This is a genomic window from Mesorhizobium sp. M0058 (assembly GCF_040323095.1).
Lineage (GTDB): Bacteria > Pseudomonadota > Alphaproteobacteria > Rhizobiales > Rhizobiaceae > Mesorhizobium.
Genome location: NZ_JAMYUQ010000001.1, coordinates 465,230 through 480,921 on the forward strand (window position 1 = coordinate 465,230; position 15,692 = coordinate 480,921).

A 15,692-nucleotide genomic window follows, 5' to 3' on the forward strand; every position below is an offset into this window, starting at 1 on the left:
CCCTTGGCCCTCTTTCCCTTGTTTGCGTATGATCGAGGACACCAATCTACAGCGAATATATTAAATAGCTGCTCGGTGGAGTGATTTTAAAACTGAGCCTGATTTGGTTCGATCAGGCCCTCTCGGCTGCAACTGGAGACGACAGTCCTTGGGTTTCACGCGATTGATCGCCAGCAACCAGGCAGACCGCTCGAACCGATCCTGACCCGATGACGAGTTATGGCAGGCCCAGTGCCCGCAACATCTCCCGGTCCGGGATCGCAGGCCCCTTGGGTTGGATAACACTCATTCCGTAAGGATTGGAGAATTCCCAGGCCGACCACGGCATCGCGAAGCGTTCCGCCTCTCTGCGCACTGCCATGAGATAGCGCAGGCGATCAGCATCGAAAGCTCCCATGCGGCCATCCGCAGACATCAGGATAACGCCGAATTCGCCCACGAACAGGCGTCGGCTCGCTATGCCATGGGCTTCAGCCCAGTCGACCGCCTGACGGAAACCCGCTTCGAGCTGGCTCTGCCCCCAATTCTGCTCAAAGTATCGGGCGATCGTTTCACGCGCCGAGGCCATGTTCATCACCTCTTCGATCTGGCTCAAGCCGGCGGCGTCCATCTGCGCCTTGAGGGTTTCGGCGACCACTTCGGGCGTGCTGGCGTCGGCAGGCCAGGGAAGGCCGGAGGAGAAAGCGTTCTTGTCATCGGCCCGCTGGTGCGTGAAGCTGTGCGGATCATACATGTGGAAGCTGTAATAGACGTTGGGGTCGTCGAAGTTGGGGTCCAGGTTGACCAGTCCCGCGATGCTCCCGCCGCAGGCGCCGGTCGCGACGATGGTGAGTTCGCTGCTGACGGCGCGAATATCGCGAACCGTGCCTGCCATGATCCGCTGCCAGTCATCGCTGCCGCTTGAATCGCAAGGGTAGTAGGCGGGCTCGTTATAGGGCTCGAGGGCGACCTTGTCGGCGCCAATTTTGATCAGCATGGCAGCCACCGCCACTACCATTTTGCGATAGCGGGCAACACCCTCGCTGTCGGCCCCGCCATAGATCATTTCCATGCTGTAGGCCGGAACCTGGCTGACGCCATGCAGATCGAAAACCACCTTGAGCCCGCTTGAAACGACCCGCTGCACCGCAGCGGCAAGCATGTCCAGCGCCTGTTGTCGTTTGGCGCCCTCGCTGGCAAGCAGAGGGCCAGGGTCGACACTCAGCCGGACAAAGTCGAAGCCCATGGATCGAATGCGATCAAACTGGTCGCCGTCCGGCCAATCGGTGAGCGGCCTGCCGCCCGCAAGCCATTCCTTCTCGCTGCGATAGGGCGGCCATTTGTAGGAACCATCTTTCTCCACCGGCGACCAGTTGAGCCATTCATGGACGCCAACGCCGCGCTCAAGCGGGATCGGCGCCGCCTGGGCTGACAAAGCCATGCCAAGCGCGCACGCTATGACGTAGACAACTTTTCTCATCGCAAAACTCCGCGTCATGGCCGAAGATATTAACCGCGGGAACGGAAAAGAGGATGCCGCCACACGCTTTTTCGACGGGATGGTGTATGAGGATCAAAATCTTGGCGGAGCGCGGATGAGGGTCGGGTGGTATTTCAACCGATTGCGCAGCATGGAGTTGGCCGAGATATTGCATCGGTTGGACGAGCAGCGCCGGAAGACCGTTTCGCGCCGCCGCGACAACGGCTGGCAGCGCTATGCGTCGCCGCAGTTGCACCCGGTGCTGCACGGATTGCGGAATGCTGTGCCGGCCGCTGCGACACCAGCCCAGCGGCAAGCTATCGAGGCGGCTGCGCAAAACACTCTTCGGGGCCAGTTTTCAGCACTTGGCCAGACCTGGCCACAGCGAGACCCCTATACTCTCTTTCCATCCGAGCTCTGGCGCCTTGATCCGGTGACCGGCCGGCTTTGGCCAGGCCCCAAGACCCATACTTTCGATATCGATTTTCGCCATGCCACCGGCCGTGGCGATGTAAAATATGTCTGGGAAATCAACCGGCTGCAGCAACTGCCGCCACTGGCTGCCCATCTGCTTCTCACCGGCGATGATCAATCCCGTGCGGCCATCGAGGCGGCGATCGAGAGCTGGCATTTCGCCAACCCACCATTTCGGGGCGTTGGCTGGGCCTCGGGCATCGAGGTCGCGCTACGAGCCATCAGCCTGATTGTCACGCTCGACCTCGTCGGCGACCGGCTTGGCGCGGCGACGCGAGAAAAAGTCGGTGAAATACTGGCGGCAAGCGCCTATTGGCTGCCGCGGTTTCCCTCCCGTTTTTCGTCCGCCAACAACCATCTCGTCGCGGAATTGGCTGGCGAATATTTGATCGGTCTGGCTTTCGGGGCCGAGGTGGCTCGCGAGTCGCTCCTGGCTGAGGTGCTCAAACAGATCCTGGCCGATGGCGCCGGGGCCGAGCAGACCCCGACCTACGCCGCCTTCAGTGCCGAACTTTTCCTGCTGTGCGCTGCGGCGGCGCGCCAGGCCGGACTGCCTTTTCCCCAGCCCGTCGAAGCGCGTTTGGCCGCTTTCGCCAATTTCGCAGGCTGGCTCCCGCCGAAAGCCAGCGGCTTCGGCGACAATGATGAAGGCCGCGTGATCACGCTGGGGGGCGAAACCGATTATGTCGGATCGGTCGCGGCCGCCATCCATGGTTTTCTACGGATGCCGGGCAGGGCACCGGAGCCCGGCGATTTTCGCGCGCTTTTCTTCGGCGCGCCACCGCGGCCGGCGCCGGTGCCGGATGGATTGCATACGTTCACGCAAGGCGGGCTCTCCGTCTGGCGCGGCGAGATGAATGGTCGCAACGTCCATCTGACATACGACCACGGCCCGCTGGGCTACCTTTCGATAGCGGCGCACGGTCATGCCGACGCGCTGTCGCTCACCCTGTGCATTGACGGCGATCCGGTGCTGGTCGACCCCGGCACATGGCTCTATGGTTCGGGGGGAGGCTGGCGCGACTGGTTCCGCTCGACGCCGGCGCACAACACGCTGAACCTAGAGGGTAAAAGCCAAAGCATCATCTCCGGGGCGTTCAACTGGTCGCACAAGGCGGTTGCGACATTGGTGGAGAGCGAGCCGGGGCCGCACTGGAGGCTGTGTGCCCGACATGACGGGTACAAAGGCCGCTTCGGCGTTGTGCATCAACGCGCCGTGACACGCGATGGCGACGGCATCCTCGTGACCGACCAACTGCTCGGCGGCAGCCGCGTCGCTGAGATCGTCTTCCAACTCGCCGCCGACCTCCACGCCAACAGGGATGGAAACATTGTCACGATATTGCGCGGCGCTGAACCTTTGATGACTATCCACTCTCCAGACGCAGCGATCCACATCCGTTCCGGCGGCGACACACCGGGCCAGGGCGGCTGGGTTTCGCCGCGTTTTGGTGCAAGGCAGCCAGCCGAACGCCTCGCATGGCGTGGCCAAGTAGGCGAAAAGGGAGTAGTCATCCGGCTCGCGCCAAGTCCGCCGCAGACCCGATAACGGGCAGGTTGCAGGCGCAGCGTTCGACATTAATTACGTTCAGATATTTAGCGGTTTTGACACCGTTGATCTGCTAATTTGGCCATGATTGTTCTGCCAGTCGCATCCCGATACACAGTTGCGGGCAGCATATGATGGGCTTGGCAATATGTGCTTCGCGACGAGCCGGATCACCATTTCACCACCTAGGAGCCACTGCATCGATGTTTTCGGAATTCGCCAGAGTGATCGTGGAAAAACTCTCACACATCAATCTGCTGACACTCGGTCTCCTGTTGCTCACGGCGCTGGGGAGCGCGGTGGTCGCCTACTGGCGAACGGTCGAACAGAAATCCTTCCGGGACTTTTTCGACTTCGCCTTTCCCGCGGAAGTCATCATGCACCCATCGGCGCGAGCGGACGCATTGTTCTGGATCACGAAAAGGCTGGTGATGCCCTTCCTGCTCATTCCCGCCGGTGTCACCTTCGTTGCCGCCACGGGATATGCAACAAACCAGGCAGTCGGCTGGCTCTTCAGCATCTCGCAACCGCTGATACCCGGCCCCGCCGGCCCAGTGACGATCATCCTCTTCACCGCAACCATGCTCGCTGCTTACGATATCTCCTACTACCTATATCACGTTGCCCAGCACCGTTTTCCGTTCCTGTGGGAATTGCACAAGGTGCATCATTCGGCCGAAGTGATGGTTGGGATCACCAAGGACCGGGTTCACCCCCTGGACGATCTGATGAACCGGATCTGGGACGGCGTCATACCGGGGATCAGTTTCGGCTTGTGGAGCCTGATTGCGCTTAATCCGGTCGAGATCGCCATATTTGGCATCAACGTCTATGTCATTCGCAACATTCTCATGATGGACTTTGTTCGCCACACGCATCTGAAGATTTCCTTCGGCCGGTTGAACGGCGTCATCTTGTGTCCGCACTGGCACCAGGTGCATCACAGTGTCGACCCTCGCCACTACGACAAGAATTTCGGGCTGCTTTTTTCATTCTGGGATCGCATATTCGGAACGCAGTTCATCCCGGATCCGGACGAAGACCTCAAGTTTGGACTGATAGATCGCGACGTACGCGACTATCAGTCACTTTTCGGACTTTACGTGCTGCCGCTCAAGAAAATGGCAAACCATATCATGCGACTTTTTCAAAAGCGCATCGATGTCGCGCAGCCGCAGGACCGTCTCCAACCATGAACAAAATGGCTTCGATTGACGCTGTTGGTGCGGAGCGACTGGAAATCGTCAGTTCGACGGATCGCCTGGCCGCCATCGAAGCCGAATGGGTAGACCTATGGCATCGTACCGATGCACTGATCTTTCAGAGCCATGCCTGGGTTTCGGCATGGTGGAGCACCGTGCGTGACCGCGCCCGGCGCTCGCTGCGGATCGGCCTGGTATGGAGCGATGACAGGCTGGTCGCTGTCATTCCCCTGGCGATCGGCAGACGAAAAGGACTTCGGCTCCTCGAATGGGCCGCCAATAGCTATACGGACTATGGTGATATTCTTGTCGCGCCGGAATGCTCCCTATCGGCCCTCCAGGACCTCTGGAACCGGATCTGTTCGGCGGGTGGCTTCGATCTTGCTTTTATCAATCGTCTGTCTCCGGATGCGGCAGCCCGCAGGATTTTTACACCGGCCTCTTCCAGCGGCGTCAAGCTTCGCGCCAATCACCGGGAGGAAGTCAGTTATCGCGTCGCTGGACAGTGGGCCAGCGGAGCAGCGTGGCTGGCGGACCAGCCGAAAAAGATGCGCCAGAACTATCGGCGCGGCATCAAGATACTGGAGGAAACAGGCGAAGCGAAATTCCGCCTCCTGTCGGCCGACGAGCCGCTGCAGCCATTGCTGGAGCGACTGTCGGCGCTGAAGCGCAGATGGCTGGAAAAGCACACGCGTGAATCCGACCTTTTCGAAGAGGGCGAGCCGGTTCTTGCCGCCCTGGTGGACGCGCTGTCACGCGCCGGTGTGCTGCGCATTTTCGTACTTGAATGCAATGGTGCGATGGTCGCGGTTTCCATCAACATCGTCCAGCACAACGTCATGATGGCATTCGTTACCACCTACGACCCTGATTTTAGCCGAGCGTCGCCGGGTGCGGTCCTGATTACGGAGTATATACAGTGGTCGTTTGATCACGGCTTGGGATTGGTCGATTTCCTCTGTGGCGGAGAGGCCTTCAAACATAGGTTTGCAACACAGGCCGTTACCCTCCAATCCGTTCTTGGGGCACGCACTGTGCAGGGCGCGCTCGCTTCTCTCGCTGATCGTATCTGTCAGACGATCCGCGTACGCTCACGCGGATTGGCGTCGGCTAACCCAGAGCGCCCGCCCGATGAGACTGCTTAATTTAGCTGGATAACTTGGGCATAAGCCGCCGAGCGTTGAGGGCTGGCGTGCGACATGGGCGCGCCATTCGAAAATCCGCGTCGATTGCGCCTCGGAATCGGGACCGAATGGGTCCGCAGGTGGAGAATTCAGCCAATTCTCGCAAATCACGTCTCTCGATGCGCAGTTTGTTGTCTGCGAAGCGTCGCAACACGTTCGTTGGCGTCACAATGGTAGCAGGCTAGGTCGTGAAAATCATTGAAGATTTTTTCGGACAGGGCGCCTACCATAGGTCGGCGTTTTTACTGTGATTTCAACAGCTTAGGTAGGCTGGTAGCGGGAGAGCGCTACCGCCTTTCCCCCCACTCGTCGAACTACCGGTTCCTGCTTAGGTGCTGCGGCTGAGCTGTGTCGCTGCAATCTGCCGCCAGACATGCGCGGTGGACGCCCCGGGTTCGGAACTGCGCTGCGCATGGCCAACGCATGGAAAAGGAGTGCCTGTCAGTTCAGGGTTCTGCCGTTCCCTGCCGCGCTGCCCAGTCGAATGGGTAAAGGCAATAGAAATAGCCGGTACGCTCGGTGGCGATGTATTTCAGGTGGGTGCCGTTTGGCAGCCAGACGATATCGCCGGGATTGCACTCATGGCGACCGTCGTCCAGTTCGATCGTCAGGGTGCCCTCGTGGATGAACAGCACCTCGTCGTAGGTCACGGTCCAGTCGATCGAGGCGTTCTCGAGATACTCGATGCCGCCGCCCATGGTCCGACTGATATCGGCATTGATGACGCGGGCAATCGAGGATGTGCCGGTCGGTGTGATGGACGGCTTCAGGGTCAATTCGCTGCGCTTGAAGATCTTGGCCTTGGACACCGTTTATCCTTTTCTTGCGCGGAGGTTGGCTTTCGAAGGGGTGACGCCGGACGGGGCCAGTCCCGCGAGCCATCTGGTCAAGAGGTCGGGTTTTCGGCCGGCATGTTCGAGATCGTCGCGCCGCCGCACCGCGCCACGAACGAAATGCGCGCCGACGAACCGGAATGGTTCGGATGGGAAGCCTCGCGTCACTGGGCGCACGAGCGCCGAATGGGTGAGCTCGGATTCGCCGCCGGTCAACAGGCCGGTCAGGATCTTGCCGCCGAGATAGGCCATCGTCGTGCCGTTGCCGGAGAAGCCGTAGCCGTAGACGATGTCGCGGTTGGCGGGCAGGGCGCCGAACAGTGGCACGCCGCTGACGGTCCGATCGATCGGGCCGTTCCATGATGTATCGAGCGGAAAGTCGGCGAGCGCCGGGTGACCGTCCCGCAACGCGCGGCGCATGTCGGCGACCCGTGGCGATAGACCATGAAACCGCCTGTCGACGATGCCGCCGAGGCCGATGACGCCGCCACTGACGCCGACAGACAGCCGACCATCGCGCGTCGGTGACCAACCGCCGACGAAAACGCGGGAATCGATCATCAGCGGCGCGCGGCGGTAGCCAATCTTGTCGAGAAGGTCTGGAATGGGTTTTGACATGGCGTCGTCGCTGGAGATGTTGAAGATTGCCGGCGCCAGTTCTCGAATGGCGCCGGACCATGCATTCATGGCAAGCACGATCTTGCCGCAAGACACAGTGCCTCTCCCCGCCTCCACCTTGAGCGTGCCGTCGCGCGAAAACCGCGTCATCGGCGACTTTTCATAGATGCGCACGCCGCGTGTTAGTGCTGCCCGGCGCAGGCCGCGCACGACGAAACCGGGATGCACGGTTGCCGAGGACGCATCGAACGCGCCGCCGAGGTGGCTCGTCGTGCCGGCCATCGCTGCGATCTCGTCGCGCGAAACTCGTCGCGCCGGCACGTAGCCATGCGCCGCCAGCTTGTTCAACGCGTCGTCCCAGGCGCCAAGCTGGGCTTCGCACGTCGCACCCCAGATCCAGCCGATGCGATCAAACCAGCTGTCTATTCCCTCGGCCTTGCAGAAAGCCTCGATGCCGCCGATTGCGGCTTCGGATGCCTTGATGATCGAAAGTGCATCGTTTCCGTCGCGCAGCGCGGCGAGCGCGCTGTATTTCGTCCATGCCGAGAGCACCATGCCGGAGTTGCGGCCGCTCGGGCCACCGCCGCAAATGTCACGCTCGACGATGACAACATCGAAGGCGGGATTGTGCTCCTTGAGGCGTATAGCGGTCCACAAGCCCAGATAGCCGCCGCCGACGATGCAGATGTCAGCCTGGGTCGCCTCTTCGAGCGGAGGCGCAAGGTCTGGGTCCTCGGGCAGGGCCTGCCGCAGCCAATGGCTTCGCCAGACGATGTCCTTTTCCGACAGTTGCATCACGATGCGCCTCTGGCTGATAGGCGGCGCTCCACGAGCCTGACCCAAAGGCTCGCGCCAATCGGCAGGATTGCGTCGTTGAAATCGTAGTTGGTGTCGTGAGCCGCGGCCTGGTGCGCATCGTCGGCCTGGCCGAGCAGGAAATAGCAGCCGGGCCGCTGTTCCAGCATGTAGCAGAAATCTTCAGAACCCATCTCGGGAGGCGGATCGATGACGAGACTTGCCGGTCCCATCACCTCGTTCACAATCGCGATCATCGCGTCGGCTTGCGCCGCAGTGTTTATCGTCGGTGCGAAGGGCGTTTCGTAGCGGATGTCGACGCCGGCGCCAAAAGCTTCAGCTTCGTTTTTCGCGATGCGGCGGATTGCCGTCTCCAGCGTCTTTTGAACCTGGTGGTTGAAGGTGCGCACGGTGCCGGTCAGAAACGCCGTATCGGGGATGGTGTTGAAGGCTTCGCCTGCGAGCAGGCTGCCAACGGTGACGATTGCGGAAGAATGCACATCGGTGACGCGGCCGGGCAGGGCTTCGATTGCCAGCAGGATGCGCGCGGCGATGGGGAGTGGATTGATCGCCAGATGCGGCATCGCCGCATGGCCGCCCCTTCCGTGGACGACGATCTCGAAGCGATCGGCCGCCGCGGCCACCGTTCCGCGGTGGACGGCGATCTCGCCGAGCGGCCGTTCGCAATTGTGCAGCGCGTAGACTTCATCGCAGGGGAAACGCTCGAAAAGGCCCTCGTTCAGCATGGCAAGCGCCCCACCTCGACCCTCCTCGGCCGGCTGGAAGATGAAATGCACCGTGCCGGCGAAGTCGGGCGAGCGAACAAGCGCCGAGGCTGCGCCGAGCAGCATAGTGGTATGGCCGTCATGGCCGCAGCCATGCATCCGCCCGGGGGTGCGGGACGCATGCGCCAGCGGCCGTGCCTCAGTCATCGGCAGGGCATCCATGTCGGCGCGGATGCCAAGGCTGCGACCAGCGCCAAGCCTGCCCCTGAGCGTGCCGACGACACCTGTGCGTCCGACGCCTTCGGTCGTCTCGATGCCCCACGCGCGCAGTTTGTCCGCCACGAAACGGGCCGTCTCGAACTCTTCGAAACCGAGCTCGGGATTGGCATGGAGATGCCGCCGCCACGCCGTCATCTCGGTCTCGAGTTGCTGCACCGACGGAACCAGTTTCATGCCGATGCCTTTGCGCGGAGAGCTTGCGAGCGGCTCTGCAGGATGGCGATGACCCCAAGCAGGATCGCCGAGAAAGCGATCAGCAGCACGGCGACGGCCGCGATGGCAGGGCTGATGGACTCGCGCACCCCGGAGAATATCATGCGGGGCAAGGTTCGCTCCGCGCCCGTCGAGAGGAAGCTTGCGACGACGACTTCGTCGAAAGAAATGATGAAGGCGATGATGGCCCCTGTAACGACGCCCGGCGCTATCAGCGGCAGCACCACCTTGAAGAAGGTGCGCATGGCGCCGGCGCCCAGCGATGCCGCCGCACGAACCAACGTCCGGTCGAAGGTCGAAAGACTGGCGACGACGGTGGTTAGCATCACAGGCACGGCCATCGCCGTGTGCACCAGAATGATCGATAGCTTGTTGCCAACGAGTCCCAACGTGGCGAAGAATGAAAAGGCCGCGACGCCGACGATGACGACCGGCGTCACCAAAGGCGCGGCGATGATCGCGTAGAGGATCCGTTTCCCGGCAAAATCACCCCAGGCGAGCCCGATCGCCGCAGGTATGCCGAGCAGCAAAGCCAGAACCGTGGTGGATAGCCCGATGACGACCGAGTTCCACAGCGCGTTCGGCCAGCGCTCGTCGACCCACAGTTCGGCATACCAGCGCAACGACCAGCCCGGCGTTGGAAATGCCAGCGAATTGCTCGAGGTCAGCGACATGGGGACCACGATCAGCAGGGGCAGGATGATGAAAGCCAGCAACGTCGCCGCATAGGCATACATCAGCCATTTCCGGAAGCGGTCGGCGCTCATGCGACATGCGCCTTGCTGCGGAAGAGGACGGATGCCGTCCAGAACAGGAACGCAAACAATACGAGGATCATCAGCAGTTGCAGGGAAAGCGCTGCGCCCATGCCCCAGTTCAGCGTGCTGTTGGTGTAGAAGGCTATGTAGCTGGAGATCATCTGGTCTGTCGGCCCGCCGACAAGCGTCGGGGTGATGTAATAGCCGAGCGCGAAGACAAAAACGATCGCCCCGCCGGACAGGATCCCGGGCAGGATCAACGGCAACTGCACGCGGCGCCACGCCGTGAGCCACGGCGCACCCAACGACAGCGCCGCGCGCATGTAGGTGGTCGGAACCCGCCGCATGATGGCGACGACGGAGAGGACCATCATGGGCAGCAGAACCTGAACCATCGCCAGGTACAGCGAAAAGCGAGTGTAGATGAGGTCGAGGGGTTCGCTGACGATACCCAATCCGAGCAGTGTGGAATTCACGGGGCCGTTCTTCTGCAGCACGATGATCCAGATGACGGTGCGCACCAGCAGCGATGTCCAGAGCGGAAACAGGATCAGCGCGAACATCAGCTTCGACCAGGTAGGCGGCGCGCTGACGATCGCCTGCGCCAGCGGCACGGCGAGCACCGCGCAGATGACCGTCACCACCATGCTGATCCAGATCGTACGCAGCAGCGCGTCGACGAAGATGGCGCGGTCGGCCGAAACGGCTTCGATCGAATTGTCCGCGCCGCGCTTCAGGTCGAGGCTCGCAAGCAGATAATAGTCCGTTCGCGCGCTTTGCTGACGCGCTATGACCTGCCAGAGATCGATGTTTTTCCAGCCGGCCTGTTTGGCGACCACCTCGTCGCGCACGGGGCGCATGCCGAGCTTGCCGTCGGCCGCGTCCTTTGCCGTCTTGATGACGAGGAAACGACTACCGACGACGCGCTGGTTCACGAGTTGCGCCAGGACGCCTTCCTTCCCGGCGCGCCGCGCGTCGGCCAGGTCCTCGACGAGTGCTGCAAAGACGGGTTCGCCAGGCAGGCCGCTCTCTGCTTTCCAGCCGGCCAGAGCGGCAATTGTGCGCGGCAGGTTGTTCGAGAAATCCGAGTTGTCGACGGCCAGAGCCAGGAAGCGCGCCACCGGCCACAGAAACAGAATGACGACGAATAATATAAGCGGAGCGGTCAACAGGGCGAGCATGCCGCCCCGTTGGCGTCGCTTCATAGCCGGTTTAGTCCCGACCAACATGCCCAAGTTACTTCGCGAGCCAGGCCTTGAAGCGTTCTTCCAGCGCTTCCTTGTGCTCGGTCCAGAAGTCGTTGTCATAGGCGGCGCCGTACTGGAGGTGCTCCGGCGACGTCGGCAGGTTGGCCTTCCAGTCCGCGGGAATGAGGTCAGCGGCTTCCTTGCGGCCGGTGCCATAGGCATAGAGCTTGGAGAAGCCGGCCTGATTTTCAGGGATGGAGAACCACTTGAGGAGATCCAGCCCGCCTTGCTGGTGCGGTGCGCCCTTCACCACGGCCCAGTAGTCGGTGCCGTAGAAGAAGCCGGCGTCCCATGCGATGGCGTAAGGCTTCTTCTCGTTGATGGCTTCGTTGGTGATGCGTGCATTGAACGCGTCGCTGAGCGTCACTTCGCCGCTGTCCAGGTTCTGGATGCCCTGCGTCGTGGTGGACCACCAGACGACGTTCGGCTTGATCTTGTCGAGCATGGCGAAAGCCCGGTCGACGCCTTCCGGCGTGGCCAGCACCTTGTACATGTCCGCGCGTTTCACGCCGTCGGCCATCAGCGCATTTTCCAGTGTGAACTGCGCTTGCTGGTAGAGGCCGCGCTTTCCTGGAAATTTCTCGACGTTCCAGAAGTCCGCCCAACTCTTTGGCGCGGCGTCGCCCTTATAGACATCCGTGTTGTAGGCAAGAACCGTTGCCCATGTGTCGGACGCGACACCGCATTCATGCAGGGTGCCTGGGAGATAATTCGCCGCGTCGCCGGTGATCTCGGGCGTCAGCGCGACGAACAGGCCTTCGGCGCAGCCGACTTCCATGGCGGGCGCTTCCACCGAGACGACGTCGTAGGTAATGTTGCCCGCCTGCACCTGGGCACGCACCTTGGCGACCTCGCCGCCCCACTCTTCCATGATGATCGGGACGCCCGTCTTTTCGGTATACTTGTCCCAGACTCCATCCTTGTAGGCCTTGTCCCATGTACCACCCCAGCCGACCACCGTGACGGGATCGGCCGCGGACGCGGCAAAAGCCGAGGTCGCGAGGCAGATCGCGGTGGCAGATACGGCTTGCAGATAAGTCCTCATCGCAGTTCCCCTTTCTTATGTTGTGGATTTGATCAAATTTCAAACGCAAAATGGATTGATAAGCAACAGGAATTTGCGATAGGGTGCAAAAAAGTTAAAAAGACAAGGGGATTTGATCGAATGCTGCAAGGCACTAGAGACGTGCGCGCCAATGTCAGTCTCGCTGCTGTTCTGGACGAGGCGCGACAGCGTTTCGCTGACGCCAACCCGAACAGCCTGGCGCGTCAGAACGAGGCCGCGGCATCGTTGCCGGGCGGCAATACGAGGGCCGTTCTATGGTACCCGCCATTCCCTGTTTCGTTCGTCTCCGGCGAGGGCTGCAGGGTCACCGATCTCGACGGCCATACCTATGTCGATCTGGTCTCGGAATACAGCGCCGGCTTCTACGGCCACTCCGACAAGGCGATTTCGGCGGCCCTTGTGGACGTCATACAGGGCGGCATCATGCTGGGTGCACCCAACCGCTACGAGGCGCGCCTGGCAGCGGCGGTGGTCGAGCGTTTTCCAGCCATCGAGCGCGTGCGCTTCTGCAACTCGGGCACCGAGGCGAACATCATGGCGATTTCCGCCGCTCGCGCCATCACGAAGCGTTCGAAGATACTCGCCTTCCGGGAAGGCTATCACGGCGGCGTACTGACTTTTGCGCATGGCGGCTCACCGCTCAATTTGCCTTTCCCCTTTGTCTTCGCCGACTACAACGATAGTGCAGGCGCCGTGGCGCTCATCAAGGAACAGGGCGACGAGCTTGCCGCCGTCATCGTCGAACCGATGATGGGCGGCGGCGGCTGCATCCCGGCGACCCGCGAGTTCCTGCAGGCGCTGCGCACAGCGACGAAGGAGACCGGCGCGCTGCTGATCTTCGACGAGGTCATGACCTCGCGCCTCGACTATCGAGCGCTCCATGGCGCGCACGGAATTTTTCCCGATTTCGTGACGCTCGGAAAGTACATCGGCGGCGGTGCGAGTTTTGGCGCATTCGGTGGACGCGCGGACCTCGTCGACCGCTTCGATCCGGCCTTGCCTGGTGCGTTCTCGCATGGCGGGACGTTCAACAACAATATTCTCAGCATGGCTGCTGGTTTCACCGGTCTGACGCAGGTGCTGACGCAAGAGGCGAGCCGCGCCATCAATGCGCGCGGAGATCGCTTGCGTGAAGCGATGAACGTCTCACTTGAGCGGCATGGCGTGGAGGGTATCGTCATAGGGCGCGGGTCGTTGATGAACCTGCATTTCGTCAGGGGGCCGGTGGACACGCCGGCGCGGCTCGACGATGCCGATCCATCGGTGATTGCGCTGTGGCATATCGAGATGCTGTTGCGAGGGTATTATGTGACGCCGCGCGGCATGCTGGCGTTGTCACTGCCATTTGGCGACGCCGAACTCGACGGCTTCGCCGCCGCATTCGACGATTTCCTGTCGAGCAACCTCAAAATACTGCCCCGCCGGACAAACTGATGCTCGATCGCAAGGATGCCACCGCCGGCTCGGCCGCGCAAAAGACAGCTCATGTTCGTGTCCATACGGACTTGAAGGAAGCACTGATGAACGGTGACTTCCTGCCCGGCCAAAGACTGGTCGTGCGACAGCTTGCCGAACAGTACCGGACCAGCGCCATGCCGGTGCGCGAGGCCTTGCGGCAACTCGTCAGCGACGAGGCGATGTTCGACCACCCAAACCGGGGCGTCATCGTCCCCGAGGCCACGGTGGCGCGTATTTCGGATCTCGTGCGTGTGCGCTGCAGCGTCGAAGGGACGGCGGCCGAATGGGCTGCGACGACCATCACGCCCGAAGAACTCGATGAATTGGCGAAGCTGAACAGCCTGATGCGCGAGTGCGTCGAGAGCAACGTCATGGCTAACTATCTCGGCCTGAACAGGCGCTTCCATTTCACGATGTACCATGCCGCGCGGTCACCTCTCATCCAGCAGATCATCGAGAAATTGTGGCTGCAGGCAGGACCGTTCTTGAACATCGTCCGCTCGGACGTGACCTACGGCCTGGGCCTGGACCATCACGACGAAATGCTCGCGGCGCTGCGTCGCGCCGATGGCGCGGCTGCGCGCAAGGCCCTGGTGGCCGATCTGCGCGAGGCCGCCGACATCATTCTTCGCGCCGCGGCGGCGGCTGAGGCGCAGCCTGCTCGAAAGCGCCCGACTTCGGTGCGCCGTGATCCGAAGGCGCAGGCGCGGTGATGGGCGGATCTCCGCGTGGGCGGGTTCACGTCGAGTTTCGCGGCGTCAGCAAGCGCTACGGGCATGCGGTCCAGGCGGTGCGCCAGCTCGACCTGGAAATCGTGCGCGGCGAATTCCTGACGCTGCTAGGCCCTTCCGGGTCCGGCAAGACGACGGCGTTGATGATGCTGGCAGGATTCGAAGATACGACCGAGGGCGAAATTCTCATTGACGGTCAGCGCATCGACAACGTTCCCGCCAATCGTCGCGGCATCGGCATGGTGTTCCAGAACTACGCACTTTTCCCGCACATGACGGTCGCCGAAAATCTGGCTTTCCCGCTCGAGGTCCGCAAACTTGGCCGCGAGGAGGTCAGGCGACGTGTCGGGAACGTTCTCGACATGGTCCAGTTGCCCGAATTCGGCAATCGGCGGCCAGCGCAGCTTTCGGGCGGGCAGCAACAACGTGTGGCGGTTGCCCGCGCCCTGATTTTCGAACCAAATCTTGTCTTGATGGACGAACCGCTTGGCGCCCTCGACAAGCAGCTGCGCGAGCAGATGCAGTTCGAGATCAAGGATATTCACGCCCGGCTGGGCGTGACCTTCGTCTACGTCACGCACGACCAGACCGAAGCGCTAACCATGTCGGACCGTATCGCGGTGTTCAGCGCCGGCCGCATCGAGCAACTGTCGACGCCGCGCGAACTGTACGAGCGTCCCGCGGCGAGCTTTGTCGCAAGCTTCATCGGTGAGAACAACCGCATGTTCGGCGCCGTGCTGGCCGGGAGCGAGGATGGCGGCGTATCCGTCCGTCTCGACGACGGCGACGTTGTGTTGAACGCCATGTCCTGCGGTGCTGCGCTTTCTGCGGGTGTCAGGGTGACGCTGTCGATAAGGCCCGAGCGCCTGTCAGTTCTGCAGGGCGGCGTCACGGCGCTCAACGAGATTCCGGCGACGGTCGTTCAATCAATCTACGTCGGCGATCATGTCCGGCTCGTCGCCGCGACCGCGAGCGGCCAGAAATTCATCGTCAAGCTTGCTACTTCGTCGTCTCAGCCAAAGCTCGATCCGGGTACGGCGATCCGGCTGGGCTGTGGTCGTGAGGATTGCCTCGCGCTCGATAGATAACAACAAAAGGCAG

13 protein-coding genes are annotated in these 15,692 nt (G+C 61.7%); 6 read left to right on the forward strand and 7 right to left on the reverse strand.

The window, feature by feature from the left end; genetic code table 11:
- Positions 1–217: 217 nt before the first annotated feature.
- Entirely contained in the window at positions 218–1,459 is a 1,242-nt protein-coding gene (locus NKJ75_RS02295) for a glycoside hydrolase family 5 protein (protein WP_023744252.1), read from the reverse strand.
- 115 nt (positions 1,460–1,574) lie between these two features.
- Between NKJ75_RS02295 and NKJ75_RS02300 the strand changes: the two genes are divergently transcribed.
- From NKJ75_RS02300 to NKJ75_RS02310, 3 genes are all read left to right on the forward strand, one after another.
- Complete coding sequence (locus NKJ75_RS02300) at positions 1,575–3,482, forward strand: heparinase II/III family protein (protein ID WP_352499099.1); 1,908 nt, start codon at positions 1,575–1,577, stop codon at positions 3,480–3,482.
- Between the two features lie 203 nt (positions 3,483–3,685).
- Entirely contained in the window at positions 3,686–4,678 is a 993-nt protein-coding gene (locus NKJ75_RS02305) for a sterol desaturase family protein (protein WP_023728340.1), read from the forward strand.
- Positions 4,675–5,829, forward strand: a complete 1,155-nt coding sequence (locus NKJ75_RS02310) for a GNAT family N-acetyltransferase (RefSeq protein WP_023825385.1) — start codon at positions 4,675–4,677, stop codon at positions 5,827–5,829. Before NKJ75_RS02305 ends, NKJ75_RS02310 begins: the two co-directional genes overlap by 4 nt.
- A 485-nt stretch (positions 5,830–6,314) precedes the next feature.
- Here the strand turns inward: NKJ75_RS02310 and NKJ75_RS02315 are convergent, their stop codons facing one another.
- From NKJ75_RS02315 to NKJ75_RS02340, 6 genes are read right to left on the reverse strand one after another with little or no spacing between them, the layout of a single operon-like run.
- Positions 6,315–6,677, reverse strand: coding sequence for a EutQ-related cupin domain-containing protein (locus tag NKJ75_RS02315; RefSeq protein ID WP_023711040.1), 363 nt, complete (start codon positions 6,675–6,677; stop codon positions 6,315–6,317).
- Positions 6,678–6,680: 3 nt separating this feature from the next.
- On the reverse strand, positions 6,681–8,114 hold the full coding sequence (locus tag NKJ75_RS02320; RefSeq protein WP_352499100.1) for an NAD(P)/FAD-dependent oxidoreductase: 1,434 nt from the start codon (positions 8,112–8,114) through the stop codon (positions 6,681–6,683).
- Entirely contained in the window at positions 8,114–9,292 is a 1,179-nt protein-coding gene (locus NKJ75_RS02325) for a M20 aminoacylase family protein (RefSeq protein ID WP_352499101.1), read from the reverse strand. Before NKJ75_RS02325 ends, NKJ75_RS02320 begins: the two co-directional genes overlap by 1 nt.
- Positions 9,289–10,098 (reverse strand): ABC transporter permease, encoded by an 810-nt coding sequence (locus NKJ75_RS02330; RefSeq protein ID WP_352499102.1) that lies wholly within the window; start codon positions 10,096–10,098, stop codon positions 9,289–9,291. Before NKJ75_RS02330 ends, NKJ75_RS02325 begins: the two co-directional genes overlap by 4 nt.
- Positions 10,095–11,294, reverse strand: a complete 1,200-nt coding sequence (locus NKJ75_RS02335) for an ABC transporter permease (protein ID WP_352499103.1) — start codon at positions 11,292–11,294, stop codon at positions 10,095–10,097. The genes NKJ75_RS02330 and NKJ75_RS02335 overlap by 4 nt, the downstream gene beginning before the upstream one ends.
- Positions 11,295–11,325: 31 nt before the next feature.
- Complete coding sequence (locus tag NKJ75_RS02340; RefSeq protein ID WP_352499104.1) at positions 11,326–12,381, reverse strand: ABC transporter substrate-binding protein; 1,056 nt, start codon at positions 12,379–12,381, stop codon at positions 11,326–11,328.
- A 120-nt stretch (positions 12,382–12,501) separates the two neighbouring features.
- Between NKJ75_RS02340 and NKJ75_RS02345 the strand changes: the two genes are divergently transcribed.
- The 3 genes from NKJ75_RS02345 to NKJ75_RS02355 are packed head-to-tail and all read left to right on the forward strand — an operon-like array spanning position 12,502 to position 15,679.
- Positions 12,502–13,836 (forward strand): aspartate aminotransferase family protein, encoded by a 1,335-nt coding sequence (locus NKJ75_RS02345; protein ID WP_352499105.1) that lies wholly within the window; start codon positions 12,502–12,504, stop codon positions 13,834–13,836.
- The gene (locus NKJ75_RS02350) at positions 13,836–14,573 is read left to right on the forward strand and encodes a GntR family transcriptional regulator (protein ID WP_352499106.1); all 738 of its coding nucleotides are present in this window, start codon (positions 13,836–13,838) and stop codon (positions 14,571–14,573) included. Before NKJ75_RS02345 ends, NKJ75_RS02350 begins: the two co-directional genes overlap by 1 nt.
- Positions 14,573–15,679, forward strand: a complete 1,107-nt coding sequence (locus NKJ75_RS02355; protein ID WP_352499107.1) for an ABC transporter ATP-binding protein — start codon at positions 14,573–14,575, stop codon at positions 15,677–15,679. Before NKJ75_RS02350 ends, NKJ75_RS02355 begins: the two co-directional genes overlap by 1 nt.
- The last annotated feature ends 13 nt before the right edge of the window (positions 15,680–15,692 follow it).

Excerpts from the sequence above, each read along its gene's own strand:
- NKJ75_RS02325 (WP_352499101.1), bottom strand. The coding sequence starts at position 9,292 with ATGAAACTGGTTCCGTCGGTGCAGCAACTCGAGACCGAGATGACGGCG.
- NKJ75_RS02330 (WP_352499102.1), bottom strand. The coding sequence starts at position 10,098 with ATGAGCGCCGACCGCTTCCGGAAATGGCTGATGTATGCCTATGCGGCG.
- NKJ75_RS02350 (WP_352499106.1), top strand. The coding sequence starts at position 13,836 with ATGCTCGATCGCAAGGATGCCACCGCCGGCTCGGCCGCGCAAAAGACA.
- NKJ75_RS02310 (WP_023825385.1), top strand. The coding sequence starts at position 4,675 with ATGAACAAAATGGCTTCGATTGACGCTGTTGGTGCGGAGCGACTGGAA.
- NKJ75_RS02295 (WP_023744252.1), bottom strand. The coding sequence starts at position 1,459 with ATGAGAAAAGTTGTCTACGTCATAGCGTGCGCGCTTGGCATGGCTTTG.
- NKJ75_RS02355 (WP_352499107.1), top strand. The coding sequence starts at position 14,573 with ATGGGCGGATCTCCGCGTGGGCGGGTTCACGTCGAGTTTCGCGGCGTC.
- NKJ75_RS02335 (WP_352499103.1), bottom strand. The coding sequence starts at position 11,294 with ATGAAGCGACGCCAACGGGGCGGCATGCTCGCCCTGTTGACCGCTCCG.
- NKJ75_RS02345 (WP_352499105.1), top strand. The coding sequence starts at position 12,502 with ATGCTGCAAGGCACTAGAGACGTGCGCGCCAATGTCAGTCTCGCTGCT.
- NKJ75_RS02300 (WP_352499099.1), top strand. The coding sequence starts at position 1,575 with ATGAGGGTCGGGTGGTATTTCAACCGATTGCGCAGCATGGAGTTGGCC.
- NKJ75_RS02320 (WP_352499100.1), bottom strand. The coding sequence starts at position 8,114 with ATGCAACTGTCGGAAAAGGACATCGTCTGGCGAAGCCATTGGCTGCGG.
- NKJ75_RS02305 (WP_023728340.1), top strand. The coding sequence starts at position 3,686 with ATGTTTTCGGAATTCGCCAGAGTGATCGTGGAAAAACTCTCACACATC.
- NKJ75_RS02340 (WP_352499104.1), bottom strand. The coding sequence starts at position 12,381 with ATGAGGACTTATCTGCAAGCCGTATCTGCCACCGCGATCTGCCTCGCG.